At 59.8% G+C, this 26,142-nt stretch carries 25 protein-coding genes; 15 read left to right on the forward strand and 10 right to left on the reverse strand.

Translation table 11 applies throughout. The features are described from left to right. Positions 1-5 precede the first annotated feature (5 nt). Entirely contained in the window at positions 6-1,064 is a 1,059-nt protein-coding gene (locus ACI77D_RS06555) for an AraC family transcriptional regulator (RefSeq protein WP_407016261.1), read from the forward strand. On the opposite strand, the gene ACI77D_RS06560 is transcribed toward ACI77D_RS06555, so the two are convergent. The 7 genes from ACI77D_RS06560 to ACI77D_RS06590 all read right to left on the reverse strand — a co-directional run bounded on the left by ACI77D_RS06560 (position 1,021) and on the right by ACI77D_RS06590 (position 8,515). Next, positions 1,021-2,475, reverse strand: coding sequence for a TrkH family potassium uptake protein (locus ACI77D_RS06560; protein ID WP_064453883.1), 1,455 nt, complete (start codon positions 2,473-2,475; stop codon positions 1,021-1,023). The two genes, ACI77D_RS06555 and ACI77D_RS06560, sit on opposite strands and share 44 nt — an antisense overlap. 248 nt (positions 2,476-2,723) lie before the next feature. Continuing rightward, on the reverse strand, positions 2,724-4,058 hold the full coding sequence (locus ACI77D_RS06565; RefSeq protein WP_064453882.1) for an imelysin family protein: 1,335 nt from the start codon (positions 4,056-4,058) through the stop codon (positions 2,724-2,726). Between the two features lie 127 nt (positions 4,059-4,185). Then, positions 4,186-6,237, reverse strand: a complete 2,052-nt coding sequence (locus tag ACI77D_RS06570) for a putative bifunctional diguanylate cyclase/phosphodiesterase (RefSeq protein WP_407016262.1) — start codon at positions 6,235-6,237, stop codon at positions 4,186-4,188. A gap of 171 nt (positions 6,238-6,408) precedes the next feature. Then, positions 6,409-6,576 carry a hypothetical protein gene (locus ACI77D_RS06575; RefSeq protein ID WP_156526303.1) on the reverse strand — a complete coding sequence of 56 codons (168 nt, stop codon included), beginning with the start codon at positions 6,574-6,576 and terminating at the stop codon, positions 6,409-6,411. A gap of 157 nt (positions 6,577-6,733) precedes the next feature. Then, positions 6,734-7,330, reverse strand: a complete 597-nt coding sequence (locus tag ACI77D_RS06580; protein ID WP_003212997.1) for a superoxide dismutase — start codon at positions 7,328-7,330, stop codon at positions 6,734-6,736. Positions 7,331-7,508: 178 nt separating this feature from the next. Next, positions 7,509-8,108, reverse strand: a complete 600-nt coding sequence (locus ACI77D_RS06585) for a LysE/ArgO family amino acid transporter (protein WP_064453880.1) — start codon at positions 8,106-8,108, stop codon at positions 7,509-7,511. A gap of 5 nt (positions 8,109-8,113) precedes the next feature. Then, positions 8,114-8,515: an ACT domain-containing protein gene (locus ACI77D_RS06590; RefSeq protein ID WP_407016263.1), complete on the reverse strand. Its 402-nt coding sequence runs from the start codon at positions 8,513-8,515 to the stop codon at positions 8,114-8,116. Between the two features lie 100 nt (positions 8,516-8,615). On the opposite strand from ACI77D_RS06590, the gene ACI77D_RS06595 reads away from it, so the two are divergent. The 10 genes from ACI77D_RS06595 (at position 8,616) to ACI77D_RS06640 (ending at position 19,720) form a co-directional block, all read left to right on the forward strand. Next, positions 8,616-9,512: a LysR family transcriptional regulator ArgP gene (locus ACI77D_RS06595; protein ID WP_064453878.1), complete on the forward strand. Its 897-nt coding sequence runs from the start codon at positions 8,616-8,618 to the stop codon at positions 9,510-9,512. Positions 9,513-9,610: 98 nt separating this feature from the next. Beyond that, positions 9,611-10,609: an NAD(P)-dependent oxidoreductase gene (locus ACI77D_RS06600; protein ID WP_064453877.1), complete on the forward strand. Its 999-nt coding sequence runs from the start codon at positions 9,611-9,613 to the stop codon at positions 10,607-10,609. 127 nt (positions 10,610-10,736) lie between these two features. After that, positions 10,737-11,561, forward strand: a complete 825-nt coding sequence (locus ACI77D_RS06605; protein ID WP_407016264.1) for an ATPase — start codon at positions 10,737-10,739, stop codon at positions 11,559-11,561. A 115-nt stretch (positions 11,562-11,676) separates the two neighbouring features. Beyond that, positions 11,677-12,936, forward strand: a complete 1,260-nt coding sequence (locus tag ACI77D_RS06610) for an AGE family epimerase/isomerase (protein WP_407016265.1) — start codon at positions 11,677-11,679, stop codon at positions 12,934-12,936. Positions 12,937-13,040: 104 nt separating this feature from the next. After that, positions 13,041-14,327: an ABC transporter substrate-binding protein gene (locus ACI77D_RS06615; RefSeq protein ID WP_221295545.1), complete on the forward strand. Its 1,287-nt coding sequence runs from the start codon at positions 13,041-13,043 to the stop codon at positions 14,325-14,327. A gap of 101 nt (positions 14,328-14,428) precedes the next feature. After that, the gene (locus ACI77D_RS06620) at positions 14,429-15,337 is read left to right on the forward strand and encodes a carbohydrate ABC transporter permease (RefSeq protein WP_053257700.1); all 909 of its coding nucleotides are present in this window, start codon (positions 14,429-14,431) and stop codon (positions 15,335-15,337) included. Further along, a complete protein-coding gene (locus ACI77D_RS06625) occupies positions 15,330-16,175 on the forward strand; it encodes a carbohydrate ABC transporter permease (RefSeq protein WP_053257699.1) in 846 nt (281 codons plus the stop codon). The genes ACI77D_RS06620 and ACI77D_RS06625 overlap by 8 nt, the downstream gene beginning before the upstream one ends. A 2-nt stretch (positions 16,176-16,177) precedes the next feature. Beyond that, entirely contained in the window at positions 16,178-17,338 is a 1,161-nt protein-coding gene (locus ACI77D_RS06630; RefSeq protein WP_407016266.1) for an ABC transporter ATP-binding protein, read from the forward strand. Positions 17,339-17,424: 86 nt separating this feature from the next. Continuing rightward, positions 17,425-18,771 carry a carbohydrate porin gene (locus ACI77D_RS06635; protein ID WP_221295543.1) on the forward strand — a complete coding sequence of 449 codons (1,347 nt, stop codon included), beginning with the start codon at positions 17,425-17,427 and terminating at the stop codon, positions 18,769-18,771. 103 nt (positions 18,772-18,874) lie between these two features. Then, positions 18,875-19,720 (forward strand): D-hexose-6-phosphate mutarotase, encoded by an 846-nt coding sequence (locus tag ACI77D_RS06640; RefSeq protein WP_064453870.1) that lies wholly within the window; start codon positions 18,875-18,877, stop codon positions 19,718-19,720. Positions 19,721-19,850: 130 nt separating this feature from the next. Here ACI77D_RS06640 and ACI77D_RS06645 read toward each other — a convergent pair whose 3' ends face one another. Then, a complete protein-coding gene (locus ACI77D_RS06645; protein ID WP_169875662.1) occupies positions 19,851-20,711 on the reverse strand; it encodes a MurR/RpiR family transcriptional regulator in 861 nt (286 codons plus the stop codon). A gap of 219 nt (positions 20,712-20,930) precedes the next feature. On the opposite strand from ACI77D_RS06645, the gene zwf reads away from it, so the two are divergent. The 3 genes from zwf to ACI77D_RS06660 are packed head-to-tail and all read left to right on the forward strand — an operon-like array spanning position 20,931 to position 23,780. Further along, positions 20,931-22,397, forward strand: a complete 1,467-nt coding sequence (gene zwf, locus ACI77D_RS06650; RefSeq protein ID WP_064453869.1) for a glucose-6-phosphate dehydrogenase — start codon at positions 20,931-20,933, stop codon at positions 22,395-22,397. Next, on the forward strand, positions 22,384-23,097 hold the full coding sequence (pgl, locus tag ACI77D_RS06655) for a 6-phosphogluconolactonase (RefSeq protein ID WP_221295541.1): 714 nt from the start codon (positions 22,384-22,386) through the stop codon (positions 23,095-23,097). The genes zwf and pgl overlap by 14 nt, the downstream gene beginning before the upstream one ends. A 17-nt stretch (positions 23,098-23,114) precedes the next feature. Continuing rightward, on the forward strand, positions 23,115-23,780 hold the full coding sequence (locus ACI77D_RS06660; protein ID WP_078738792.1) for a bifunctional 4-hydroxy-2-oxoglutarate aldolase/2-dehydro-3-deoxy-phosphogluconate aldolase: 666 nt from the start codon (positions 23,115-23,117) through the stop codon (positions 23,778-23,780). A gap of 218 nt (positions 23,781-23,998) precedes the next feature. Here the strand turns inward: ACI77D_RS06660 and ACI77D_RS06665 are convergent, their stop codons facing one another. Both ACI77D_RS06665 and ACI77D_RS06670 read right to left on the reverse strand, forming a co-directional pair. After that, on the reverse strand, positions 23,999-25,174 hold the full coding sequence (locus ACI77D_RS06665; RefSeq protein WP_407016267.1) for an aminotransferase class V-fold PLP-dependent enzyme: 1,176 nt from the start codon (positions 25,172-25,174) through the stop codon (positions 23,999-24,001). Positions 25,175-25,185: 11 nt separating this feature from the next. After that, positions 25,186-25,422 (reverse strand): DUF3820 family protein, encoded by a 237-nt coding sequence (locus ACI77D_RS06670; protein ID WP_017139191.1) that lies wholly within the window; start codon positions 25,420-25,422, stop codon positions 25,186-25,188. A gap of 204 nt (positions 25,423-25,626) precedes the next feature. Here ACI77D_RS06670 and ACI77D_RS06675 point away from each other — a divergent pair, with 204 nt between their 5' ends. Then, the gene (locus ACI77D_RS06675) at positions 25,627-26,094 is read left to right on the forward strand and encodes a PA2169 family four-helix-bundle protein (RefSeq protein WP_083357075.1); all 468 of its coding nucleotides are present in this window, start codon (positions 25,627-25,629) and stop codon (positions 26,092-26,094) included. The last annotated feature ends 48 nt before the right edge of the window (positions 26,095-26,142 follow it).

The following is a 26,142-nucleotide window of genomic DNA, read 5'->3' on the forward strand; positions in this document are numbered from 1 at the left end:
ACGCCATGAGCGAACGAACAACTTCTGCAAGCTGGGCGCTGGGGATAGTCAAGGCGTTGGAAATGGACGGGCTGGATTGCCGCGTCTTGTTCAAGCAACTCGGCCTGGACTACGCCGCCCTCAGTGACCCCGATGCACGTTTCCCCCAGGACTCCATGACTCGCCTCTGGCAACGCGCGGTGGAGCTGTCGGGCAACCCGGCGATTGGCCTGAACATGGGCAAGGTGGTGCGCCCGGCGTCGTTTCATGTGGCCGGTTATGCCTTGATGTCCAGCAACACCCTGGCCGAAGGCTTTATGCGCCTGGTGCGCTATCAGCGGATCATTGCCGAAAGCGCCGACCTGAGTTTCCGACTGTTACCTGAGGGCTATGCGCTGATTCTGACGGTGCACGGCGATCACCTCCCGCCCACCCGACAAAGTGCCGAAGCCTCGCTGGCCAGTGCACTGGCGCTGTGCGGCTGGTTGACCGGCCGCACCCTGCAACCACGCAAGGTAATGTTACAAGGCGATCAACCGGCAGACCTCGCGCCCTACAAGCAAGCCTTCCACGCCCCCCTTGAGTTCAATGCGCCCTATGACGCGCTGATTTTCGAGCAGGCTGACATGGATGAACCGCTGCCCACGGCCAACGAGGCCATGGCGCTGTTGCACGATCGGTTTGCCGGTGAGTACCTGGCACGGTTTTCCGAGAGCCGCGTGACCCACAAGGCGCGCCAGGTGTTGTGCCGCCTGCTACCCCAGGGCGAACCCAAGCGCGAAGTGGTCGCCCAGACCTTGCACCTGTCCCAGCGCACCTTGCAGCGGCGTTTGCAGGAAGAGGGCACCAGTTTCCAGACGTTGCTCGACGACACGCGCCGCGAACTCGCCGAGCAATACCTCGCGCAGCCGAGTATGACCTTGCTGGAAATTGCCTACCTGTTGGGCTTTGCCGACCCGAGCAATTTCTTCCGCGCCTTTCGCCGCTGGTTCGACGCCACGCCCGGCGAATACCGGACGCGGCTGCTGCGAGCGCCGACGGTCAGTGGCGCCAAAACGCCGGAATGCACAGAACAAAGACTGTAATAATCTCCAGTCGCCCCAGCAGCATGCCGAGCGACAAGATCCACTTGGCCGCATCCGGCAGGCTGGCGAAGTTACCGGCCGGGCCGATGGTCTCGCCCAGGCCCGGGCCTACACCCGATACGGTACTGGCGGCGCCGGTCAACGCAGTCATCCAGTCCAGCCCCAACAGCGAAAGGGCCAGTGCGATTGCACAAATGGTGATGGCGAAGAAAAACGAGAAAGTCAGAATCGACCGCACGATCTCTTCGTCGAGACGGTGGCCGTTGTACTTCTGCTTGATCACGGCACGCGGATGAATCAACTGGTTCAAGTTGGCCTTGAGCAGGATATACGCGACCTGGAACCGGAAGATCTTGATACCGCCCGCCGTAGAGCCCGAGCAGCCGCCGACAAAGCCCAAGTAGAAGAACAACATCAGTGAGAAGTTGCCCCAGATGCTGTAGTCCCCCAGCGCGAAGCCGGTGGTGGTGACCACTGAGGTAACGTTAACCGCTACATGGCGTAGCGCGTCGAGCCAATGCAAATCGGTAGTCCACCAGTACCAGGTACCGAGTACCAGCCAGGTCACGACCAACAGCCCGAGCAAGCCTTGCACCTGCTGATCCTTGATCAGCGCCCGGCGATTGCCGCGCAATGTCGCGACATACAGGGTGAACGGTAAGCTGCCGAGGATCATCACGACCACCGCTACCCAGTGCACCGCCGGTTGTTTCCAGTGGGCCAGGGATTCATCGGAGGTGGAAAAACCACCGGTGGAAATTGCTGACATCGCGTGGTTGATCGCATCGAACAAGCCCATCCCGGCCCACCAGAATGCGAGGCTGCCGAGGATGGTGATGCCCACATACGCCGCCACAATCAGCCGCGCCACCATGTGCGAGCGTGGCATGACCTTTTCCGAGCGGTCCGAGGATTCGGTCTGAAACAGGCGCATGCCACCAATGCGCAGCAGCGGCAGGATCGCCACCGCCATGCCGATAAAGCCGATGCCGCCAAGCCAGTGCAGCAGCGAGCGCCATATCAGAATGCCGGGAGACATGCTGTCCAGCCCGCTCAACACGGTGGAGCCGGTGGCGGTGATGCCCGACATGCTTTCAAAGAACGAGTCGGTGTAGCTGATGTGCTGGGTCAGCAAAAACGGCAGCGCGGCGAAGATGCATACCACCAGCCAACTGCTGACGGTCAGCAGGTACATGTCCCGGGGGCGCAGGTGTATGTGCTCGGGGCGGCCGGGGAGGACCAGGGCCAGGCCGGCGAGGAAGGTAATCAGGCTGGCCCAGAGGAATGAGGGCAGGTCGCTGGTGCGTTCGAATATCACCAGGGTGGCCATCGGGACGACCATGGCGATCGCGAGTGTGATCAGGAAGATGCCGAGGATGAAACCGATGATACGTAGGGTCGGCAACGCCATGAAATTTGCTCGGAGTGACGGTTAAAGGCGCCATTCTACCTGCGTAAACCGAGGGCTCAAAGGCGACGCGGTAAAATGTGGGAGCGGGCTTGCTCGCGAAGGCGGTGGTTCAGTGAGAAATCAATTGGCTGACACGCCGTATTCGCGAGCGAGCCCGCTCCCACACAAGCTCTGTGGCGTTTGACGAGGCCTGGAAGGCAGGCACAAAAAAGGCGACCCGAAGGCCGCCTCATTTAATCCAGCACTGATCAGAACTCGTGATCAGCGTTATCCGGGTTCAAGTCGCTGATGCCCAGCTTGCCCGCAGCTGTTTCAATCGCCCCGGTCTGCTTGACCAAGGCCGCAATCGCGTCACGCACGATCTGGTTGCCTGCATCGTTACCCGCAGCAATCAGCTGGTCGTAATGCTCGCCGTTGTTGGCGTGGTCCACCATGACCTGAATCTTCGCTTCAGTGGCCGCAAGGTCAGCCTTCAGCGCCGCGTCGGCCGCCGGGTCAGCCTTGGCCACCAGGGACGACAGGCTGGCGCCGGTCATCTTGGTGCCGTCGGTGCGGGTGTACTCGCCCAGGTAGACGTTGCGAATGCCCTTGGCGTCGTAGAAGTGCGAGTTGTGGGTGTTATCGCTGAAGCAATCCTGCTCGTCTTCCGGCGAGTTGGCTTCCAGGGACACCTTCATGCGCTCGCCGGCCAGCTCGCCCAGGGACAGGCTGCCCATGCCGAACAACATTTTGCGCAGGCCGTCGGTGGCAGGTTCTGCCTCCAGGGTGGCGCGGTAGTTGTCTTCGACGTTGGGCTTCCAGTTGCCGACCATTTCTTCCAGGTCGCTGACCAGCAACTGAGTCACGGCACGCAGGTAGGTGCGACGGCGCTCGTTGTGACCGCCGGTTGCGCCGTCGCCGGTCATGTAGTCCGACGCCGGGCGGTTGCCCGCGCCAGGGCCGGTGCCGTTGAGGTCCTGGCCCCAGAGCAGGAATTCAATGGCGTGGTAGCCGGTGGCGACGTTGGCTTCGGAACCGCCCAGCTCATTGAGGCTGGCGAGTTTTTCCGGGGTGATTTCCTTGACGTCGACCTTGTCTTCGCCGACCTGGATCTCGTTGTTGGCGATGATGTTGGCGTTGGCACCGGGGTTGCCCAGCGCGTGCTCGTAGGATTTGTCGACGTAGTCGATCAGGCCTTCGTCCAGGGGCCAGGCGTTCACCTGGCCTTCCCAGTCGTCGATGATGGTGTTACCGAAACGGAACACTTCGCTCTGCAGGTACGGCACGCGAGCGGCGATCCAGGCGGTACGGGCCGCTTTCAGGGTTTGGTCGTTCGGGTTGGCGAGGAAGGTGTCGATTGCGGTTTGCAGGGTTTTCGCGGTGGATTCCGCGTCGCTGTACACCGCGAACACCATGTCAGCGTAATGCGCGACCACGGCCTTGGCGGCAGCTTCGTCGACCTGGCCTGCAGGCGTGGCAGCCGCTGGAGCGGTGGTGCTGGCAGCCGGGGTCGGCGCGGCGGCCTTGTCTTTACCTTCGCCGCAACCAGCGAGAGAAATGGCAATGGCCAGCAGACTGGCGGTGGCCAGGGGCATACGAATCATGGCGAACATCCTGCTTCGGTTGTTGATAGGGCGCGCGGGGGAGCGCAAAAACTGCGACATAATGCGAAAGATTTGCATTTTGTGTAAAGGTTTATACGAGGGAAATATTTAGTATCGTTTTGTCAGGTCAGAGAATCGCCGCGTTGTCGCGTTCGGACTGTTTCAAATAAGCCGCTAACTCGCGGGCCTGCAGCGGTTTGCTGTAGTGGTAACCCTGGCCCTCATGGCAGCCCTCGGAAATGATGTAAGCCTCCTGCTCGGCAGTTTCCACGCCTTCGGCAATCACTTGCATGCCCAGGCTTTTGCCCAGTTGGATGATGGCGCGCACGATGGTTGCGTCGTCGTCATCATCCAGCAGGTCCTGAACGAAGCTCTTGTCGATCTTGATCTTGTCCAGAGGCAGGCTTTTCAGGTAGCTCAGGGATGAGTAGCCGGTACCGAAGTCATCAATGGCGATCAGCGCCCCGGAGCGACGCAGGCTCAGCAAGTGCTGGGCGGCGGTGCTGATGTCTTCCATCAGGCCGGTCTCGGTCACTTCCAGCTCCAGGCTGCGGGGTGGCAAGCGGTAGATCTGCATCAGGTTGTTGACCACCCGCGGCAACTCGGTGTGGTGCAACTGCACGGTGGACAGGTTGACCGCCATGCGCAACCCGGTAAAGCCCAGGTCATGCCATTCGCGCAACTGTCGGCAGGCCTGGTCCAGCACCCATTCGCCAATAGGGATAATGGTGCCGTTCTGTTCCGCCAGCGGGATAAACAAGTCCGGCGGCACCAGGCCATGTTCCGGGTGCTGCCAGCGAATCAGCGCTTCCACACCGACCACGCGGTGGTCGCGGTAGCTGATTTGCGGCTGATACACCAGGTGGAACTGGTCACGGCTAAGGGCATCGCGCAGGTCTTTTTCCAATTCGCGGCGTCGGCGCATTTCACTGTCGACGCTGGCGATGTAGAACTGATAGCGGTTGCGGGAGCGGCTCTTGGCCAGGGTCATGGTTTGTTCGGCTTTTTGCAGCAGCTTTTCGGTGCTGTCGCCGTCTTCCGGGAACAAGGTGATGCCAATGGTGGCGCGCAGGCGAATGTGATCCTGATCGAGGGCGAATTCCGCTTCCAGGTCGTCCAGGATGCTTTGCGCCAGTTCGGCCGCTTCGTAGGGCTGGTCGATATCGGCCTGCACCAGGGCGAACTGGTCGCCGCCGAGGCGGGCGAGGGCGCCGAGACGACCGCTGTGAGCGCGCAGACGTTCGGCCAAGGCCAGCAATAACTTGTCGCCGGCCTGGTAAGTGAACTGTTCATTGACGCTTTTGAAGTCGTCCAACCCTACGCATAGCACTGCCACACGACGTTGCCGGCGACCGGCGTCGATCAGGATCTTGTCCAATTGCTCCTGCAACTTCTGACGATTGGGCAGGCCGGTGAGAAAGTCGTACTGGGCCATGCGCAGCAGGCTGGATTCCGCCTCATGGCGCAGGTGGGTATTGCGTTCGATGGATTCGAGCAACTGGTTGGCCGTGTTGATCCACAGCCCCAGTTCGTTGCGTTCGTGACCTTTGATCTGGGGGATCTTGTGTTCGCTGGGCCGGTCCGGGTTGATCGAGGTCAAGTGCTCGATAATCCGCGACAACGGTTTGGTCAGCAGCCAGTGGTAGACCAGGTACAGCACCAGGCCCATGGCCAGGGCGCGCAGCACGCCGGAAATAAAAATGATCACCGAGCTGACAATAAAGCTTTTGCCGTAGGTGGCGGTGTCCAGGGTAATGCTCAGGTCGCCGTAATATTCGCTGTAGGGGCCCTTGCCGACCAGCGCCGTGGTAAATGTACGTTCCTGGCCAAGTATCAGGTCGGTCAACCAGCGGGTGGGCGATTGCTGCAACGCGCGGCTTTTTTCTGCGAGCATGGTTTCGTTGGGATGGCCGATGGAGGCCAGGCGCACGGCGTCGTCCTGAAACAGGCCTTCGATCACCTGCATGCCCATTTCGCGATCCAGGCTATAGACGGCCTGGGTAGACGGGTCGCGAAACATGTCGAGGATGCGCTGGGCATCACCGGCCACGGCCTGGCGCGTCTTGTAAGCATCAAACACGATCTGCGCCACGCTCAGCGCAACGCCCACGATCAATGCCGACAGCAGCACAACCCGTAGCAACTTCACCGACAAGCTGTTTTTGAGTTCCAGCTTCAAAGGGTCATTCCTTGTTCCATGCGGGTGGCCTCAATATGCCATGAGTATTGGCAATCTCGTGATGGCAGTCAAAGGGACATTAATGGCGAAGGGGGCGAGGGCGTTGGCGGGCGTTGTTGGAAGGGCGACGGATCGGTGTCCGCCGCTCTGGGACCGATGGGGGCTTACTGCTTAAAACGTTATCTGCGAGCCGTGATTTAGTGCTTCCTTGGCAAATTCCACTGTTTTACTCGCTACGTCGCTTGCGGCCTTGATACCGGCCTCTGCGGCTTTTGCGGCCAGTGGCAGGGCTACTGCGGCGACGGGGGCCATGGCACCCAATGCTGCTAATTCGATCATGCTGAAATCTCCGAGGTGGATGGAAAAGAGGCGACAAGCCTCTCGACACCTGAGTGGCGAAGCCTGCTGGGCAGTTCCATGTGTCCTCAGCGGTTACCGGAAATTTCCCATAAAAAAAGCCCGGCAATCGCCGGGCTCTTTCTACTGCAAGTGCTACTTAGGCAGTGAAGGTCTTGCCTTCGAACTGCTCAGCCACGAACTTCCAGTTGACCAGGTTCCAGAACGCTTCCACATACTTTGGACGCACGTTGCGGTAGTCGATGTAGTAAGCGTGTTCCCAGACGTCGCAGGTCAGCAGCGGGGTATCGCCGCTGGTCAGCGGGTTGCCGGCGCCGATGGTGCTGGCCAGAGCCAGGGAACCGTCAGCTTTTTTCACCAGCCAGCCCCAACCGGAACCGAAGGTGCCGACGGAAGTCTTGGTGAATTCTTCTTTGAACTTGTCGAACGAACCGAATGCAGCGTTGATCGCCTCAGCCAGTGCGCCGGTAGGTTGACCGCCGGCGTTTGGCGCCAGGCAGTTCCAGTAGAAAGTGTGGTTCCAGACCTGAGCGGCGTTGTTGAAGATGCCGCCCGAAGAAGACTTGACGATCTCTTCCAGGGTCTTGCCTTCGAACTCGGTGCCTGGCACCAGGTTGTTCAGGTTCACGACATAGGTGTTGTGGTGCTTGTCGTGGTGATACTCCAGGGTTTCCTTGGAGATGTGCGGCTGCAGGGCATCGTGTGCGTAGGGCAGCGGCGGCAATTCGAAAGCCATGATGATTCTCCTAATCAGGTCAGTTGCGGTGAGCGCAAGGCCGATCACGGGCGGCCAAACAAGCGCCGGGGAGTTTGTACTCTTTGCGGCGCAGGGTCCGGATCATAGCACCGGGGGTGCGGCAAAACCACGCAACAACTGTGTGGGATAGAGGTTCCAGAGCGTTTTGGAATATTCATCAAGCACTGATCAGTTGATAGGCCACGCTGAACATCATCACCGCCACTAAAAGGTCCAGCAGGCGCCATGTCGCGGGGCGTGCCAGCCAGGGCGCCAACCACGCCGCGCCGAGTGCCAGCGTGGCAAACCACAGGAACGAAGCGCTGGCGGCGCCTGCCACGTAAGCGCCGGGTTCGGTTTGTTGAGCGCCCAGCGAGCCGATCAACAACACGGTGTCCAGATAGACATGGGGGTTGAGCAGTGTCACCGCCAAGGCGCTGAGCAGTACGGCGCGCAATGAACGCACCTTGAGGTGTTGCCCTTGTCCCAGGCTTTGCCTGGAAAACGCCCGACGCAGCGCCAAGGTGCCGTACCACAACAGGAACGCCGCACCGCCCCAGCGGGCAATCGCCAGCAACAGAGGGTTTTGCGCCAGTACCGTCGCCAGGCCAAATACCCCGGCAGCCACCAGAATCGCATCGCACACGATGCACAATGCCGCGACCGGCAGGTGATGTTCACGGCGCAGACTTTGCGCCAGTACGAAGGCGTTCTGGGTGCCGATCGCCATGATCAGGCCCAAAGCCACCAGCAGTCCGTTCACATAGCTTTGCCACATAGGATTTACTCCGCGTCCGCTGCCAGTTGGCGCAAGACGTCCATGGCCCGCTCGGCATCGGCGCGGCCGACAAACAGATGGTCGTGGTAATAGCCGGCAATCACGTTGCAACTGATACCGGCGTTGCCCAGTGCACTGGCGAACGCCGCCGTCAGGCCTACGGCTTCAAGGGCGGAATGCACATTCAAAGTGATCCATGCGGCAACGTACTCGAACGCCAGACCGGCCTGCTCCGCCTGCTGACGCTCCAGAATCAGCGTCAGGCCTTCCTGCTCGCGAAAGCTGCCAATCACCTCGCAACCTGCCGGAATACGGTGGTCGGGCAGGGTGCAGAACACATAGTCGCCGTCATTGAGCTGCGGGCTCATGCTGCGCAGCAAGGTTGCCAGGGCGGTTTCGCCAGCCATGTGAAAGATCCTTAATAAAGAGAGAAGCCATGCTGGTCATTCTCTCGGGCTACGCTGTATAAGAAAAACAAATATTGCTGATCGCCCATTAGAGAAACTGATGTTCGACTATAAATTGCTTTCTGCCCTGGCCGCAGTGGTGGAACAAGCCGGCTTCGAACGAGGTGCCCAGGTGCTGGGCCTGTCGCAGTCGGCGATTTCCCAGCGCATCAAGTTGCTCGAGGCGCGCATTGGCCAACCGGTGCTGGTGCGGGCCACTCCGCCGACACCCACCGATATTGGTCGGCGCCTGCTCAACCATGTGCAACAAGTACGCTTGCTCGAACGCGACCTGCAAAGCCAGGTGCCGGCGCTGGACGAGGAGGGCATGCCCGAGCGCCTGCGCATCGCCTTGAATGCCGACAGCCTCGCCACCTGGTGGGCCGAGGCCGTCAGCGGCTTTTGCGCCGAGCAGCATTTGTTGCTCGACCTGGTGGTGGAAGACCAGACCGTCGGCCTCAAACGCATGCGCGCCGGGGAAGTGGCCGCCTGTATCTGCGCCAGCGAGCGCCCGGTGGCCGGCGCGCGTAGCCTGTTGCTCGGGGCCATGCGATATCGGGCGCTGGCCAGCCCGGCCTTTATTGCCCGGCATTTTCCGCAGGGTGTGCGTGCCGATCAATTGGCCCGAACGCCGGCGTTGGTGTTCGGCCCGGATGATTTCCTGCAGCACCGTTACCTGGCTTCTTTGGGTGTGGATGGCGGTTTCGAGCACCATTTATGCCCATCGTCTGAAGGCTTTATTCGTTTGACCGAAGCCGGCCTGGGCTGGGGCCTCGTGCCCGAATTACAGGTGCGCGACCAACTGCAAACCGGCGTATTGGTGGAGTTATTGCCAGATAAGCCCATCGATGTGCCGCTGTACTGGCATCATTGGCGCAGTGGCGGGCAATTGTTGGGCCTGTTGACCGACCATCTGGCCCAGGCGTGTGGCCAGTGGTTGGTGCCCTATCAGCAGTAACAAGCGTCAAGCTGCAAGCTGCAAGAGAAAAGCTTGCGGATCGTTTTTAACTTGTGGCTTGAAGCTTGACGCTGGCAGCTGCATCCGTAGGAGGCTACATGAAGATTCTGGTCACCGGCGCAAGCGGCTTCATCGGCGGACGCTTCGCGCGTTTCGCCCTGGAGCAGGGCCTGGACGTGCGGGTCAACGGGCGACGCGCCGAAGGTGTAGAGCACCTGGTACGGCGCGGCGCCGAGTTTATCCAGGGTGATTTGAGTGATGCCGACCTGGTGCGCGAACTGTGCCGTGATGTCGAAGCCGTGGTGCATTGCGCCGGTGCCGTCGGGTTGTGGGGCAAGTATCAGGACTTCCATCAGGGCAACGTGCTGGTCACCGAAAACGTCGTCGAGGCCTGCCTCAAGCAGCGCGTCGGGCGCCTGGTGCACCTGTCCTCGCCGTCGATCTACTTTGACGGGCGCGACCACCTGGGGCTGACCGAAGAACAGGTGCCCAAGCGCTTCAAACATCCTTACGCCGCCACCAAATACCTGGCGGAACAGAAGGTGTTCGGTGCCCAGGAATTCGGCCTTGAAGTGCTGGCCCTGCGCCCGCGTTTTGTTACCGGGGCCGGAGACATGAGCATCTTCCCGCGGTTGCTGAAAATGCAGCGCAAGAACCGCCTGGCCATCGTCGGCGACGGCCTGAACAAGGTCGACTTCACCAGTGTGCATAACCTCAATGAAGCGTTGCTCAGCAGTTTGCTGGCGACCGGTTCGGCGCTGGGCAAGGCCTACAACATCAGCAACGGCACGCCGGTGCCAGTGTGGGATGTGGTGAACTACGTGATGCGCCAAATGGACATGCCCCAGGTTACCCGTTATCGGTCCTACGGCCTGTCCTACAGCGTGGCCGCGTTGAACGAGGCATTCTGTGCGATGTGGCCGGGGCGTCCGGAGCCGGCCTTGTCGCGCCTGGGCATGCAAGTGATGAACAAAGATTTCACCCTCGACATCAGCCGCGCGAGGCATTATCTCGACTATGAGCCCAAGGTCAGTCTGTGGGCTGCCCTCGACGAGTTTTGCAGTTGGTGGAAAGCGCAGGATCCCGGGCTTAAGTAAGCTCACAACCGGCAACACATCGGGAACCGAATTCGCGGTTCCGGGTCGATCAGTGCGGCGCGAACGCGGTTTATACTCACGTCGCTCGGCTTTTCAGGTCGCCATCTCACCGATTCAGGGTTGATTCATGCGTAACGATGCTAAAGACGATTTCGACAATGTTCCCAGCCTGCGGGCCGATCTTGGGGACGACGATGATTTCGAGCCGTCTCCCGCCACGTCCGTGCGCTCGCGCAATACGCCAGTGGTCAAGGTCAAGAGCGCCAGCACCGGCCCGCTGTGGGCATTGGTCGGCGCACTGCTGATCGCCTTCGCGGGCCTTGCCTGGTGGAGCTTCCAGCAAATTTCCCTGATGGGGCAGCAGTTGGTTGCCACCCAGGAAAGCTTTGCGCGTATCAGCGAAGAAGCGGCAGGGCGCCTGCAGGACATTTCCGGCAAGGTCGTGGCCAGCGAAGCCAACGTGAACAACGGCAGCGAAGCGCTCAAGCTGCAGATCAAGCAGTTGGAGACCCAGTTGCTGGAGCAAGGCAAGCAACAAGTCGGCGTCGCCGGCCAGGCGACCGCACTGGATCAGCGCCTGGCGCAAATGAGCGCCAGCACCGCCGAACTGTCGAGTGCGAACGCCAAGCTACAGGGCCAGGTGCAGGCCCTGACGGACGCCGTGGCTGGCCTCAAGGCGGCACAAGGCGACGTCAAGGAGTTGTCCGCCGACGTGGCTGCGCTGAAGAAACAAGGCAATCCGAGCGCAGCCATCGCGCGCCTGGAGCAGGACCTTGTAGTCCTCAAGAGCGCGCAGGACAACCCGTCTACCAATAGTGATGCGCCGACCAATAAAGAGTTCGACGTGTTCCGTATCCAGACCACGCGCAACATCACCACGTTGCAGAGCCAGGTGCAGAATCTGAATCAGCGCCTGAATGCACCGGCAGCCATTACGCCGCTCGGTCAGTAAGCGCTGCGCGGGAAATGTCACCGGGTGGTGACATTTCCCATCCCCTTCGTTACTTGCCCCTACCTCGCCCTTGTTTAGACTCCGGTCATCCCACAAAAAATAAAAAGGGCTACCCATGACTACGCAACCACTGCCTGCCAGCAGTTGGCTGAACGCACCTGCCCATCACGCTTGGCTCGCCAATGAAGGCCAGCGCCTGCTGTCATTCGCCAAAGCCTCCCGCTTGCCGGACGGCTTCGGCAACCTGGACGACAAAGGCCAATTAACGGCCGACGCCCACGCCGAAACCATGAACACCGCCCGCATGACCCACAGCTTCGCCATGGCCCACGCCATGGGCTTGCCCGGTTACGCCGAGCTGGTCGCGCACGGTGTTGCGGCCCTCAGTGGCCCGTTGCGCGATAGCGCGCACGGCGGTTGGTTCGCGACCCCCAACGCCGTCGATGGCAACCGTGGCAAGGCCGCGTACCTGCACGCTTTCGTGGCCCTGGCCGCGAGTTCTGCGGTGGTGGCCGGTGTTCCCGGTGCACAGAGCCTGTTGAATGACGCCGTGCACATCATCGACCAGTTTTTCTGGAGCGAGGAGGAGGGCGTGATGCTCGAGTCCTTTGCCCAGGACTGGAGCGCGGTCGAGGCTTATCGCGGCGCCAACAGCAACATGCACGCCACCGAAGCTTTCCTGGCCCTGGCTGATGTGACCTGCGACACGCTCTGGCTGGACCGCGCGTTGCGCATCGTCGAGCGCGTCATCCACACGCACGCCGCCGGCAACCGGTTCATGGTGATCGAGCATTTTGACGCGCAGTGGAAACCCTTGCTCGGTTACAACGAGGACAACCCCGCCGACGGCTTTCGTCCCTACGGCATCACCCCGGGCCACGGCTTTGAGTGGGCGCGGTTGGTGCTGCATCTGGAAGCGGCGCGCCAGCAGGCCGGCCTGGCAACGCCAGAGTGGCTGTTGAACGACGCCAGGGGCTTGTTCGCCAGCGCCTGTGAATACGCCTGGGCGGTGGATGGCGCTCCCGGCATCGTCTACACCCTCGATTGGAGCCAGCGCCCGGTGGTGCGCGAGCGCCTGCATTGGACTCACGCCGAAGCCAGCGCCGCTGCCCAGGCGTTGCTCAAACGCACGGGCGAACGGCATTACGAGACCTGGTATCGGTGTTTTTGGGAGTTTTGCGAAACTCACTTTATCGACCGGATACACGGCAGTTGGCACCACGAACTCAGCCCGCACAACCAGCCCAGCAGCAAGATCTGGGGTGGCAAACCGGACCTGTACCATGCCTGGCAAGCGGTATTGCTGCCTGCGCTACCCTTGGCGCCAAGCATGGCCAGTGCGATCGGAGCGGGCATGAATGTCACCAGTTGGTGACATTTGTGCGTCCCTTTGTTACCTGCGTCTTAAAAATCCATGTTTAAACTCCGTGCAGCGCAAGCTCTAGACTTGCATGCATAACAACAAGAAAAGGTACTCAGATGAACGCGATTAATCGCCTCGCCGTTGCTATTTCCATTGCCTCGTTGTTTCCCCTCAGTGCATTTGCCGCCGACTCGAAAGGGACGGTTGAAGTTGTGCATTGGTGGACCTCTGGCGGTGAGAAAGCGGCAGTAGATGTCCTGAAGGCCCAAGTTGAGAAAGACGGCTTCACCTGGAAAGACGGTGCCGTCGCAGGTGGCGGTGGCGCCACTGCCATGACTGTGCTGAAAAGCCGCGCAGTGGCTGGCAACCCGCCAGGCGTTGCCCAGATCAAAGGCCCGGACATCCAGGAATGGGCGTCCACCGGCTTGCTCGACACCGACGTGCTCAAAGACGTCGCCAAAGAAGAAAAGTGGGACTCCCTGCTCGACAAGAAAGTCTCCGATACCGTGAAGTACGAAGGTAACTACGTTGCCGTACCGGTCAACATCCACCGCGTAAACTGGCTGTGGATCAACCCGGAAGTCTTCAAGAAAGCCGGTATCACCAAGAACCCGACCACCCTCGAAGAATTCTACGCAGCGGGCGACAAGCTCAAGGCCGCGGGCTTTATTCCGCTTGCCCACGGTGGCCAGCCTTGGCAGGACAGCACCGTATTTGAAGCCGTCGTTCTGTCGGTGATGGGTGCCGATGGCTACAAGAAAGCCCTGGTCGACCTGGATAATGACGCGCTGACCGGCCCGCAAATGGTCAAGGCCCTGACCGAGCTGAAGAAAGTCGCGACCTATATGGACGTCGACGGCAAAGGCCAGGACTGGAACCTCGAAGCCGGCAAGGTCATCAATGGCAAGGCCGGTATGCAGATCATGGGTGACTGGGCCAAGTCCGAATGGACCGCGGCCAAGAAAGTCGCCGGCAAAGACTACGAGTGCGTAGCCTTCCCGGGCACCGACAAAGCCTTCACCTACAACATCGACTCCCTGGCGGTTTTCAAGGTCAAAGACAAGGGCACTCAGGCGGGCCAGCAGGACATCGCCAAAGTCGTGTTGGGTGAAAACTTCCAGAAAGTCTTCAGCATCAACAAAGGCTCGATCCCGGTTCGAAACGACATGCTCCATGAAATGGACAAGCTCGGCTTCGACTCCTGCGCCCAGACCGCGGCCAAGGACTTCCTTGCCGACGCCCAGACTGGCGGCCTGCAGCCAAGCATGGCGCACAACATGGCCACCACGCTGGCGGTACAAGGTGCGTTCTTTGATGTCGTGACCAACTACATCAACGACCCGAAAGCCGACCCGGCCGACACCGCCAAGAAACTCGGCGCTGCGATCAAGTCTGCCAAATAAGCTACAAGCTGCAAGTTAACAGCTGCAAGTGGCGTGCTGCCTGTCTTGCCGCTTGTAGCTTGTAACTTGCAGCGGCCTTTATTCTTCTATTGGATTTTCCCATGAGTTCTGTTGCTGTGTTCAGCAAGGCCTCGCCGTTCGATGCACTGCAGCGCTGGCTCCCTAAACTGGTGCTGGCGCCCAGCATGTTCATCGTTCTGGTGGGCTTCTACGGCTACATCCTGTGGACGTTCGTTCTGTCGTTCACCACGTCCACGTTCCTGCCAAGCTACAAATGGGCAGGCCTTGCGCAATACGCGCGGTTGTTCGACAACGACCGCTGGTGGGTAGCGAGCAAGAACCTGGCTGTTTTTGGCGGCATGTTTATCGGCATCACCCTGGTGATTGGCGTGACGCTGGCGATCTTTCTCGACCAGAAAATCCGTCGCGAAGGCTTTATCCGCACCATTTACCTGTACCCGATGGCGCTCTCGATGATCGTGACCGGTACGGCCTGGAAATGGCTGCTCAACCCGGGCATGGGCCTGGACAAACTCCTGCGTGACTGGGGCTGGGAAGGCTTCCGCCTGGACTGGCTGATCGACCCCGATCGCGTCGTCTACTGCCTGGTGATTGCTGCGGTATGGCAAGCCTCCGGGTTCATCATGGCGATGTTTCTCGCCGGCCTGCGCGGCGTTGATCAGTCGATCATCCGTGCCGCCCAGATCGACGGCGCCAGCCTGCCGCGCATCTACTGGAGCGTGGTGCTGCCAAGCCTGCGTCCGGTGTTCTTCAGTGCGGTGATGATCCTGGCGCACATTGCGATCAAGAGCTTTGACCTGGTCGCCGCAATGACGGCCGGTGGCCCGGGCTACTCGTCCGACCTGCCTGCCATGTTCATGTACTCGTTCACCTTCAGTCGTGGCCAGATGGGCATGGGCTCGGCCAGTGCAATCCTGATGCTCGGCGCGATCCTCGCGATCATCGTGCCTTACCTGTACTCCGAGCTGAGGACCAAGCGTAATGACTAGTCTCGCCTCCAAACCGTCCATCAGCCTGAGCCGCATCGCGATTTACGCGGTGCTGATTCTCGCTGTGCTGCTTTACCTGGTGCCGCTGGTGGTGATGCTGCTGACCAGCTTCAAGACCCCGGAAGACATCAGCACCGGCAACCTGCTGAGCTGGCCGACCGTGGTCACCGGCATTGGCTGGGTCAAGGCCTGGGCCACGGTAGACGGCTACTTCTGGAACTCGATCAAGATCACTGTTCCGGCCGTACTGATCTCCACCGCCATCGGTGCGTTGAACGGCTACGTGTTGTCGTTCTGGCGCTTCAAAGGCTCGCAGCTGTTCTTCGGCCTGCTGCTGTTCGGCTGCTTCCTGCCGTTCCAGACCGTGCTGCTGCCGGCGTCGTTCACCCTCGGCAAGATGGGCCTGGCCAGCACCACCACGGGCCTGGTGTTTGTGCACGTGGTCTACGGGCTGGCATTTACCACACTGTTCTTCCGTAACTACTACGTCAGCATTCCAGATGCGCTGATCAAGGCGGCACGGCTGGACGGTGCAGGTTTCTTCACCATCTTCCGGCTGATCATTCTGCCGATGTCGACGCCGATCATCATGGTCTGCCTGATCTGGCAGTTCACCCAGATCTGGAACGACTTCCTGTTCGGTGTGGTGTTCTCCAGCGGCGACTCGCAGCCCATCACGGTGGCGCTGAACAACCTGGTCAACACCAGCACCGGGGCCAAGGAATATAACGTGGATATGGCGGCGGCGATGATCGCCGGGCTGCCGACCCTGCTGGTCTATGTGATCGCAGGCAAGTATTTCGTGCGCGGCCTTACGGCCGGCGCGGTCAAGGGGTAATCATGGCTACGCTTGAACTTCGCAATGTAAACAAGACCTATGGCGCCGGCCTGCCCGACACCTTGAAGAACATCGAACTGTCGATCAAGGAAGGCGAATTCCTGATTCTGGTCGGCCCTTCGGGGTGTGGTAAATCCACACTGATGAACTGCATCGCCGGTCTGGAAACCATTACCGGCGGCGCCATCATGATCGGCGATCAGGATGTGAGCGGCATGAGCCCCAAGGACCGTGACATCGCCATGGTGTTTCAGTCCTACGCGCTGTACCCGACCATGAGCGTGCGCGAGAACATCGAGTTCGGCCTCAAAATCCGCAAGATGCCTCAGGCGGACATCGACGCCGAAGTGGCGCGTGTGGCCAAGCTGCTGCAGATCGAACACCTGCTTAACCGCAAGCCAGGCCAACTGTCCGGTGGCCAGCAACAGCGTGTGGCAATGGGCCGTGCCCTGGCGCGTCGGCCGAAGATCTACCTGTTCGACGAACCGCTGTCCAACCTCGACGCCAAGCTGCGGGTCGAGATGCGTACCGAAATGAAACTGATGCACCAGCGCCTCAAAACCACCACCGTCTACGTCACGCACGACCAGATCGAAGCGATGACCCTGGGCGACAAAGTGGCGGTGATGAAGGACGGCATCATCCAGCAATTCGGTACGCCGAAAGAGATCTATAACGACCCGGCCAACCTTTTTGTGGCAAGCTTTATCGGTTCACCACCGATGAACTTCATTCCGCTGCGCCTGCAGCGCAAGGATGGCAAATTGGTGGCGCTGCTCGACAGCGGCCAGGCCCGTTGCGAGCTGCCGCTGGGTATGAATGACGCCGGCCTTGAAGATCGCGATGTGATCCTGGGCCTGCGCCCGGAGCAAATAGTGCTGGCCACGGCTGAAGCGAATGGTTCGTCGAGCATTCGTGCCGAAGTCCAGGTCACTGAGCCGACCGGTCCTGACACGTTGGTGTTCGTGCAACTCAACGACACCAAGGTCTGCTGCCGCCTCGCGCCGGACGTTGCACCGCAGGTCGGTGAGACCCTGACCCTGCAATTCGACCCGGCCAAGGTATTGCTGTTCGACGCCAAGACCGGCGAACGCTTGGGCACTGCTGCCTCATTGCCTGCCCACGGGCATGCCGACAACGTGGCCCAATTCAAAGGCCGCTGAAGCAGATAACTTGTTGTTTTGGTTAAAAAAAAGTAACCCGCGTTAGATAAAAACAGTTAAATAACAATAAAGACGAGGATGTAGGGATGAAAAAGCAACACAACAACACTCGGCTGATCTGCCAACTGTCAGCAGCAGCAGCCCTGGTATTGTCCGCCAATGCGATGGCGGCCGATGCATTCAGCGCCGACTCCAAATGGATGACCGGTGATTGGGGTGGCGAGCGTACCAAGCTGATCGAGCAAGGTATCGACATCAAGGCTGACTACGTAGGGGAAATGGGCGCCAACCTGCACGGCGGCTATAACGACGACAAGACCGGCCGTTACTCCGACCAGTTCGGGTTGGGCGTAGCGCTGGATCTGCAAAAGCTGTGGGGCTGGGACAACACCCAGGCCAAGATCCAGTTGACTAACCGTAATGGCCAAAACATCTCCAACGATCGTATTGGTGACCCGCGTGCCGGCACGCTGAGTTCGTCGATGGAAGTCTACGGTCGTGGCCACATGGTGCGTCTGACCCAGTTCTGGATTCAGCACCAGATGTTCGATAACAAGCTGGATGTGAAGCTCGGCTACTTCGGTGAAGGCGAAGACTTCAACACCTTCCCTTGCGAATTCCAGAACCTGTCGTTCTGCGGTTCCCAAGTGGGTAACTACGTCAATACCTGGTACAACTGGCCGGTCGCGCAGGCCGCTATCCGCGTGAAGTACAACATCACGCCTGAGCTGTATGCACAAATCGGTGCGTACAACCAGAACCCGTCGCAGCTTGAGCACGGCAATGGCTTCAAGCTCAGCGGCAGCGGCACCAAGGGCACCGTGATTCCGGTGGAATTGGTCTGGTCGCCGAAGGTCAATGGCCTGCCAGGCGAATACCGCGTGGGTTACTACAAGAGCGCCGCGGATGCCAGCGACGTACGTGAAGACGTCAACGGCAACGATGCTGCCACCACAGGCTTGGCTTACCGTACCCGTAGCAGCAAATCCGGCTATTGGGGCGTTGTGCAGCAGCAACTCACCACCCATAACGGCGACGCTTCGCGCGGCCTGAACATCGCGGCCAACGCCACCTTCCACGACAAGGACACCAACCTCGTCGATAACTATCAGTCGTTGATGCTGGTGTACAAAGGCCCATTCGATGCGCGTCCAAAAGATGACGTCGGTATCGGTTTCTCCCGTATCCATGTCAACCAGGACGTGAGGAAAAACGCAGAGTTGCTGAACGCAGCCGGTGGTTTCACCGACTACGACCAAGCGGGCTACGCGCCGCTGCGTGACACCGAGTACAACACTGAAATCAACTACGGCTTCCACGTCACTAACTGGCTGACCGTGCGTCCTAACCTGCAATACGTTACCCACCCAGGTGGCGTCGATAAAGTCGACAACGCGTTGGTAGCCGGCCTGAAGATTCAGTCTACGTTCTAACGCTGTTGCGATAAGCTCCTTCTCTCTGTGCGCATTTTGCGGGTAGCCATGGCTATCCGCTTTTTTTTGGGCAGCACTGTGAAGTTATTCAGGACCGTGGCACATGCATGAGCATCCGCTGCAACGCTTTTTCAAATCCCTGCGTGAACGCCCTGTGTTTGCCTGGGAGCGCTTTCAGATGCGCGATGTGTTGGTGATCGACCATCCGCTGTGCCAGGCGGTGTTCAGCCGTCAGGGCGCGCAATTGCTGCACTTTCAGCCACGCGGCCAGAAACCCTGGCTGTGGTGTGCGGCCAAGTGGCCGCAAGTCGGCGCCATCCGTGGTGGCGTGCCGGTCTGCTGGCCGTGGTATGGGCGCCATCCGAGCGAAAACGCGTGGCCGTCCCATGGTTGGGCGCGGCTGATCGACTGGAAACTGCTCGACAGCAGCACCGACGACGATGGCGTGCGCCTGCACTGGCAATTGCAATTGTGCGACTGGCAGGTCGACCTGCACGCGCACTTGGGCGACACCCTGGAATTGCGCCTGTGCACCGAGCACCAGGACGAGTTGCCGTGCCAGTTGAGCCATGCGTTGCACGCCTATTGGCGTATCGGCAACGTCGGTGAGGTAGCGCTGTCTGGGCTCGACGGGGCGCAAGGTTATGATCAGCTCAATCGCCAGGTGTGCCAGCAGGACGGCGAGTTACGGGTGGACGGCGGGTGCCAGCGGGTGTTCCAGCACGAGGGTGAGCTGCACCTCAAGGACCATGCCTGGCAGCGCGAATTGTGCATCGACACCGGCGACAGCGCCGACACCGTGGTGTGGCACCCCGGCAGCCGGCCGTTACTGGGCGTGAGCTTTAACGAGGCGTCGGGGTTCGTGTGTGTGGAGTCGGCGATGGCCGGGGCGAGCCTGGCGCCGGGGGAGAGGGCGCACTTGAGTCTGCAGGCGAGGGCGGGTGTTTAGCGGTGTTGCTGATGGCGCCATCGCGGGCAAGCCCGCTCCCACATTTTGACCGGGCCCCACTTTGGAATACGGTCGAATGTGGGAGCGGGCTTGCTCGCGAAAGGGTCGGTACTGTTGGTAGAGATTCCTGCTAGTTGAACTCATCCCCCACCGGATACCGGCTGTCATTCAAGCTCTCTTTAATCTTGCGCAAGTGCGGCTGGAAATCCACGCCACGGCGCAAGGTCATGCCCGTTGCCAGCACATCCAGCACCGTCAACTGAATGATCCGCGAGGTCATCGGCATATAGATGTCGGTGTCTTCCGGCAGCGGAATGTTCAGGCTCACCGTGCTGGCCTTGGCCAGCGGCGAGTTTTCGGCGGTGACGCCCAGCACCGAGGCGCCGTTTTCCCGTGCGATACGCGCCACTTCCACCAACTCACGGGTACGCCCGGTGTAGGAAATAATCACGAACAGCTCGCCGGTATGCGCCACCGACGCGATCATGCGTTGCATCAGTACGTCGGCATGGGCGGTGACGGACAGGTTGAAGCGGAAAAACTTGTGCAGCGCATCCATGGCGACCGGCGCCGACGCGCCCAGGCCGAAGAAGTGGATCTGCCGCGCCTGAATCAACAGGTCCACGGCCTTGCTGATCAGGGCCGGGTCCAGGGCCTGACAGGCGCTGTCCAGCGAGGCAATGGCGCTGCCAAAGATCTTCTGCGTGTAGGCCTCAGGGTTATCATCGGCTTCCACGGCGCGGCTGACATACGCCGCACCGCTGGCCAAACTTTGCGCCAGCTGCAATTTAAGTTCAGGGTAACCGCTGACACCGAACGAACGGCAGAAACGGTTGACCGTCGGTTCACTGACCGAGGCGGCTTGGGCGAGGGCTGCGATAGAGAAGCGGGTCGCCTGCTGCGGGTTGAGCAGGATGACCTCGGCGACTTTTTTCTCAGCCTTGTTCAATTCTTCGAGGCGGTTCCGGATTTGTTCCAGAAGATTTCGCACGCGGTCCATTCAGTCTTTCCTTCGGGCGACGATGCAAATAAAGGGCGGTAACCCATCGACGAGTGGCCCTTTGCGGTGGCCTATCCTACTGAGGGTAGCTGAACACCACCACTCGGAATGCGTATTTTGGGAAAATGTTGTGGTTATTACTACATTTTTCCTTGAGTGATGCCTTGAAAAAAGGTATTTGTAGCTTAACTTGATAAAAGAACAAACATCATGCCTTTGATAACCGTAGAACCCTGCACCTTTGCCCTGTTTGGCGCCTTGGGTGATCTGGCGCTGCGCAAGTTATTTCCTGCACTCTATCAACTCGATGGCGCCGGGCTCCTGCACGACGACACGCGCATCCTGGCATTGGCCCGTGAAGCCGGGTCCGAGCAAGAGCACCTGGCCCATATCGAAAAAGAACTGCGTAAATACGTCGGCAATGAACTGGATGAAGCCGTGGCAGCGCGCTTCCTCGCACGCCTGGCCTACGTGCACGTCGATTTCATGAACGCCGATGACTACGTCATCCTGGCCGCAAAAGTCGGTGCCGAACAACGTCTGATCGCCTATTTCGCCACGCCTGCGGCGGTGTATGGCGCCATCTGCGAAAACCTGGCCAAGGTCGGCCTGGCGGAAAACACCCGTGTGGTGCTGGAAAAGCCCATCGGTTCGGACCTGGAATCCTCGCGCAAGGTCAACGACGCCGTGGCGCAGTTTTTCCCGGAAAACCGCACGTACCGCATCGACCACTATCTGGGCAAAGAGACCGTCCAGAACCTGATCGCCCTGCGTTTCGCCAACAGCCTGTTCGAAACCCAGTGGAACCAGAACTACATCTCCCACGTGGAAATCACCGTGGCCGAGCAAGTTGGTATCGAAGGCCGTTGGGGTTACTTCGACAAGGCCGGCCAACTGCGGGACATGATCCAGAACCACCTGCTGCAACTGCTCTGCCTGATTGCCATGGACCCGCCGGCCGACCTGTCCGCCGACAGCATCCGTGACGAGAAGGTCAAGGTACTCAAGGCCCTGGCGCCGATCAGTCCGGAAGGCTTGACCACTCAAGTGGTGCGCGGCCAATACATCGCCGGCTACAGCGCCGGCAAGCCGGTGCCGGGTTACCTGGAAGAAGAAAACTCCAACACCCAGAGCGACACCGAAACGTTCGTCGCCCTGCGTGCCGATATTCGTAACTGGCGTTGGGCCGGGGTGCCGTTCTACCTGCGCACCGGCAAACGCATGCCGCAAAAACTGTCGCAGATTGTCATCCACTTTAAAGAACCTTCGCACTACATTTTCGCGCCCGAGCAGCGCCTGCAGATCAGCAACAAACTGATCATTCGCCTGCAGCCGGACGAAGGTATTTCCTTGCGTGTGATGACCAAGGAGCAGGGCCTGGACAAGGGCATGCAACTGCGCAGCGGCCCGCTGCAACTGAATTTTTCCGACACCTATCGCAGCGCGCGGATCCCCGATGCCTACGAGCGGTTGTTGCTGGAAGTGATGCGCGGCAATCAGAACCTGTTTGTTCGCAAAGATGAAATCGAAGCCGCGTGGAAATGGTGTGACCAGTTGATCGCCGGGTGGAAAAAATCCGGTGATGCGCCCAAGCCGTATGCGGCCGGGTCCTGGGGGCCGATGAGCTCGATTGCACTGATCACGCGGGATGGGAGGTCTTGGTATGGCGATATCTGAATTGAAACTGCCTCAGGGTGTAACAGCCCATGAGTACCGCTCGCCGACGTTGCTGGCGGATGGCTTGGCCCATGACGTGGCTGGGCAATTGCGCACGGCCATCAGCGCCCGTGGCGCGGCCACGTTGGTGGTGTCCGGTGGTCGCAGCCCCGTGGCGTTTTTCCAGAACCTGGCCAAGCAAGACCTGGACTGGTCCAACGTCACCATCACCCTGGCCGATGAGCGTTGGGTGCCGGTTGAGCATGCTGACAGCAATGCCGGCCTGCTGAAGAAATACCTGCTGCAAGGGCCGGCGGCCAAGGCCACGTTCCTCAGCCTGTACAACGTTGCCGCAAATCTGGAAGACGCCGCCGAACTGGCCGATCGCCAGTTGGCCGAGCTGCAAGCCATTGATGTGCTGGTACTGGGCATGGGCGATGACGGCCACACCGCATCGCTGTTTCCCAACAGCCCGAACCTGAGCGAAGCATTGAAAGCTGATGGCACCCGCCGTTGCTGGCCGATGCTGGCCCCGAGCGTGCCGCACCAGCGCCTGACCATGAGTCGTGCACTGCTGGCCACGGCCCACTACACCGTGCTGTCGATTTCCGGCAGCTCGAAATTGACCACCTTGAGCGCCGCGCTGGCCAGTGACGACGTTGCTGCCATGCCGATTCGCGCGTTTTTGCAACCTACTTTAGAGATTTACTGGTGCCCATGAGCCAAGGATCAGCCGCTATGAAAAGCCCTCAACCGACCGTGTCCATGGCGGATAAAGTTGCCCTGATCGACAGCCTCTGCGCCAAGGCGCGGATCCTGCCGGTGATTACCATCGCCCGCGAACAGGACATCCTGCCGTTGGCCGATGCCCTGGCAGCCGGTGGCTTGACCGCATTGGAAGTGACCCTGCGTTCCGAGTTCGGCCTCAAGGCCATTCAGGTACTGCGTGAGCAACGCCCTGAACTGTGCACCGGTGCCGGCACCGTACTCGACCGTCATATGCTCGAAGCGGCGGAAGTGGCCGGCTCGCAATTTATCGTCACCCCAGGCATTACCCGCGACCTGCTGGAAGCCTCCGTGCACAGCCCGATCCCGCTGCTGCCAGGCATCAGCAATGCCTCAGGCATCATGGAAGGCTATGGCCTGGGTTATCGCCGCTTCAAGCTGTTCCCGGCTGAAGTCAGCGGCGGCGTGGCGGCCATCAAGGCCCTCGGCGGCCCGTTCGGCGAAGTGAAATTCTGCCCGACCGGCGGCGTGGGTCCGGCCAACATCAAACAGTACATGGCGTTGAAAAACGTAATGTGCGTGGGCGGTAGCTGGATGCTGGACCCGGAATGGGTCAAGAACGGCGACTGGGCACGCATCCAGGAAGTCACCGCACAGGCGCTGGCGCTGCTGGACTGATCTGATTTACCGAATCGTTGTTGCTGTGCTTAACGGCATTTTTGCGGTGCACTTGGTCGGTGTGCCGCTTTTTTTTGCCTGCGAAAAACTCGAATCCGATACCGATTAATGTGGGAGTGGGCTTGCTCGCGAATGCGCTGGTTCAGTTGGCATATTCGTTGACTGACACACCGTATTCGCGAGCAAGCCCGCTCCCACACAAGCCAGCTCCCACATTTTTAATCCGCGTTTAGTTCAGTGATCGCTTTGACCAGTACACCGATATCCGCCGCCGAAGTCACCATCCCCGGCGTCACTCGAATACACGTGCCAAACGCTGCCCCGACACGGGTAGTGGTGAACAGGTCGTACTCCTTGAGCAACCGGTCCGCCATCGCCTGCTGATCCCGGCCAATGAACTTGAATGCCGTGATCCCGCAATACAGCCGTGGGTCATCCGACGTCAGCACCTCTATCCCGGGCAATTGACGCACCTGGCTCACCCATAAGTCGCGCAGGTAATTGACGCGCGCGCCCTTGGCCGCCGAGCCACCCAATGAGCAGTGTTCCTCCATCACCAGCGGCAAGGTCATCAGGGCTGGAAAGTTCGGCGTGCTGTAGGGCGTACGAGCGCGCACGTCGTTGGCGGGATAGTGGAACTCGCCCATGTCCGGGTCGATATCCGCCAGGCGCTCAGGGGCTATATAGAGAAAGCCCAGGGTCAGCGGTGCGCCGATCCATTTATGCAGGTTGAAGCCGGCGAACTGAATGCCCAGTTCGGCAAGGTTGAACTCGATCTGGCCCAGGGCATGGGCACCGTCGAGTATCACGTCGACGCCATGCGTGCGTGCGGCGCTGGCGATTGCCGCGACCGGCATCACCAGCCCGGTACGGTGGGTGACGTGGGTGAGGGCCATCAGTTTGAGGCGCGGGTACCGCGCGAACGCATCGCGATACGTCTGCACCAGGCTGTCGACAGTGGCCGGGTGCGTGTGGGACACCTCGATCACCTCCACGCCCCGATAGCCTGCCAGCCAGCGCATCGCACCTTTGACCGTGTCGTATTCGAGGTCGCTGATCAGCACCTGGTCGCCCGGTTGCAGGCCGTTGTAGTTGCGGATCAATGACTGCAACGCTTCGGTGGCATTGCGGGTGAAGGCAATCGCCTCTGGGTCGGCGTCAATCAGCCCGGCCAGTTGGCCAAGGATCTCGACGTTTTGACCTTGCTCGAACCGTTGGCGCACATACAACGAGTTGCTGCGATTGATAAATGCAACGTGCTCCAGGTACTGCGCTCGTACTGCGCGGCTCATGCGCCCGAAATAGCCGTTTTCCAGATTGATCGGGCCAGGCTCCAGCTCATAGTGCTGGGCAATGGCCTGCCAGTGGCGTTCGTTATCTGCGTTCCTTGGCATGGCATTGGCTCTTAATGGCGAGGGGCGGGTTTGCCGTGTTTTACGCGTAGCGGTTCCAAGAGTTCGGACAGGCCGTTGTGGTCGATTTCCTGCATCAATGCCAGCAAACCGCCCAGCTCGCCGTGGGGGAAACCTTCACGGGCAAACCAGTTCAGGTAGGGGCCGGGCAGGTCGGCGATGATCCGTCCCTTGTATTTGCCGAAGGGCATTTCACGGGTGATCAGCAGTTCGAGTTTTTCGGGGTTCATGGGCTTCAGTGTTTGAGTCGAGACCTTGGAAAATACAGGCATTCTGCATGAAGGCCAAATGACAGATCATGCAAATAACGTACATACAGATGGTTCATTAAATTTTAAGTTATTGAAAAATAAAGAAAAATACTTTTTCAAAAACTTGGCACGGGCGCTGCAATCATTAAGACACGTTTCTTAACCCGCACAAGGAATTGAAAAATGACTGACATCAATAAAGAATCGATCTCCGTATTGAACGACCTGATCGAGACCAGCAAAGACGGCCAGAAAGGCTTCGCGACCTGTGCTGAAGACATCAAGCACCCAGAGCTCAAAGCCCTGTTCGTCAAGCGCTCCACCGACTGCGCCACCGCTGCCGCCGAATTGCAGACCGCTGTTAAAGCCCTGGGCGGCGACCCGGAAAAATCCGGTTCGGTTGCTGGCGCCTTGCACCGTGGCTGGGTCGACGTGAAGTCGCTGGTTACCGGTAAAGATGAAGAGGCTGTCCTGAACGAAGCCGAGCGCGGTGAAGACCACGCACTGAAGGCTTACAAGGAAGCGATCGAGAAGATCAACAAGCACAACCTGCTGGGTATTCGTGACCTGGTAGAGCGTCAGTTCCACGGAGCACAACGCAACCACGACCAGGTGAAAGCCCTGCGTAACCAGGCTCGCGCTCAGTCGTAAGACCTGCTGTGTAACAAATGCGGGAGCGGGCTTGCCCGCGAAGACGGT

The organism is Pseudomonas sp. O39, assembly GCF_045447295.1.
GTDB lineage: Bacteria > Pseudomonadota > Gammaproteobacteria > Pseudomonadales > Pseudomonadaceae > Aquipseudomonas > Aquipseudomonas antarctica_A.

Coding starts and splice junctions, on each gene's coding strand:
- ACI77D_RS06555 (WP_407016261.1), top strand. CDS start 6: ATGAGCGAACGAACAACTTCTGCAAGCTGGGCGCTGGGGATAGTCAAG.
- ACI77D_RS06560 (WP_064453883.1), bottom strand. CDS start 2,475: ATGGCGTTGCCGACCCTACGTATCATCGGTTTCATCCTCGGCATCTTC.
- ACI77D_RS06565 (WP_064453882.1), bottom strand. CDS start 4,058: ATGATTCGTATGCCCCTGGCCACCGCCAGTCTGCTGGCCATTGCCATT.
- ACI77D_RS06575 (WP_156526303.1), bottom strand. CDS start 6,576: ATGATCGAATTAGCAGCATTGGGTGCCATGGCCCCCGTCGCCGCAGTA.
- ACI77D_RS06580 (WP_003212997.1), bottom strand. CDS start 7,330: ATGGCTTTCGAATTGCCGCCGCTGCCCTACGCACACGATGCCCTGCAG.
- ACI77D_RS06585 (WP_064453880.1), bottom strand. CDS start 8,108: ATGTGGCAAAGCTATGTGAACGGACTGCTGGTGGCTTTGGGCCTGATC.
- ACI77D_RS06590 (WP_407016263.1), bottom strand. CDS start 8,515: ATGGCTGGCGAAACCGCCCTGGCAACCTTGCTGCGCAGCATGAGCCCG.
- ACI77D_RS06595 (WP_064453878.1), top strand. CDS start 8,616: ATGTTCGACTATAAATTGCTTTCTGCCCTGGCCGCAGTGGTGGAACAA.
- ACI77D_RS06600 (WP_064453877.1), top strand. CDS start 9,611: ATGAAGATTCTGGTCACCGGCGCAAGCGGCTTCATCGGCGGACGCTTC.
- ACI77D_RS06605 (WP_407016264.1), top strand. CDS start 10,737: ATGCGTAACGATGCTAAAGACGATTTCGACAATGTTCCCAGCCTGCGG.
- ACI77D_RS06610 (WP_407016265.1), top strand. CDS start 11,677: ATGACTACGCAACCACTGCCTGCCAGCAGTTGGCTGAACGCACCTGCC.
- ACI77D_RS06615 (WP_221295545.1), top strand. CDS start 13,041: ATGAACGCGATTAATCGCCTCGCCGTTGCTATTTCCATTGCCTCGTTG.
- ACI77D_RS06620 (WP_053257700.1), top strand. CDS start 14,429: ATGAGTTCTGTTGCTGTGTTCAGCAAGGCCTCGCCGTTCGATGCACTG.
- ACI77D_RS06625 (WP_053257699.1), top strand. CDS start 15,330: ATGACTAGTCTCGCCTCCAAACCGTCCATCAGCCTGAGCCGCATCGCG.
- ACI77D_RS06630 (WP_407016266.1), top strand. CDS start 16,178: ATGGCTACGCTTGAACTTCGCAATGTAAACAAGACCTATGGCGCCGGC.
- ACI77D_RS06635 (WP_221295543.1), top strand. CDS start 17,425: ATGAAAAAGCAACACAACAACACTCGGCTGATCTGCCAACTGTCAGCA.
- ACI77D_RS06640 (WP_064453870.1), top strand. CDS start 18,875: ATGCATGAGCATCCGCTGCAACGCTTTTTCAAATCCCTGCGTGAACGC.
- zwf (WP_064453869.1), top strand. CDS start 20,931: ATGCCTTTGATAACCGTAGAACCCTGCACCTTTGCCCTGTTTGGCGCC.
- pgl (WP_221295541.1), top strand. CDS start 22,384: ATGGCGATATCTGAATTGAAACTGCCTCAGGGTGTAACAGCCCATGAG.
- ACI77D_RS06660 (WP_078738792.1), top strand. CDS start 23,115: ATGAAAAGCCCTCAACCGACCGTGTCCATGGCGGATAAAGTTGCCCTG.
- ACI77D_RS06665 (WP_407016267.1), bottom strand. CDS start 25,174: ATGCCAAGGAACGCAGATAACGAACGCCACTGGCAGGCCATTGCCCAG.
- ACI77D_RS06670 (WP_017139191.1), bottom strand. CDS start 25,422: ATGAACCCCGAAAAACTCGAACTGCTGATCACCCGTGAAATGCCCTTC.
- ACI77D_RS06675 (WP_083357075.1), top strand. CDS start 25,627: ATGACTGACATCAATAAAGAATCGATCTCCGTATTGAACGACCTGATC.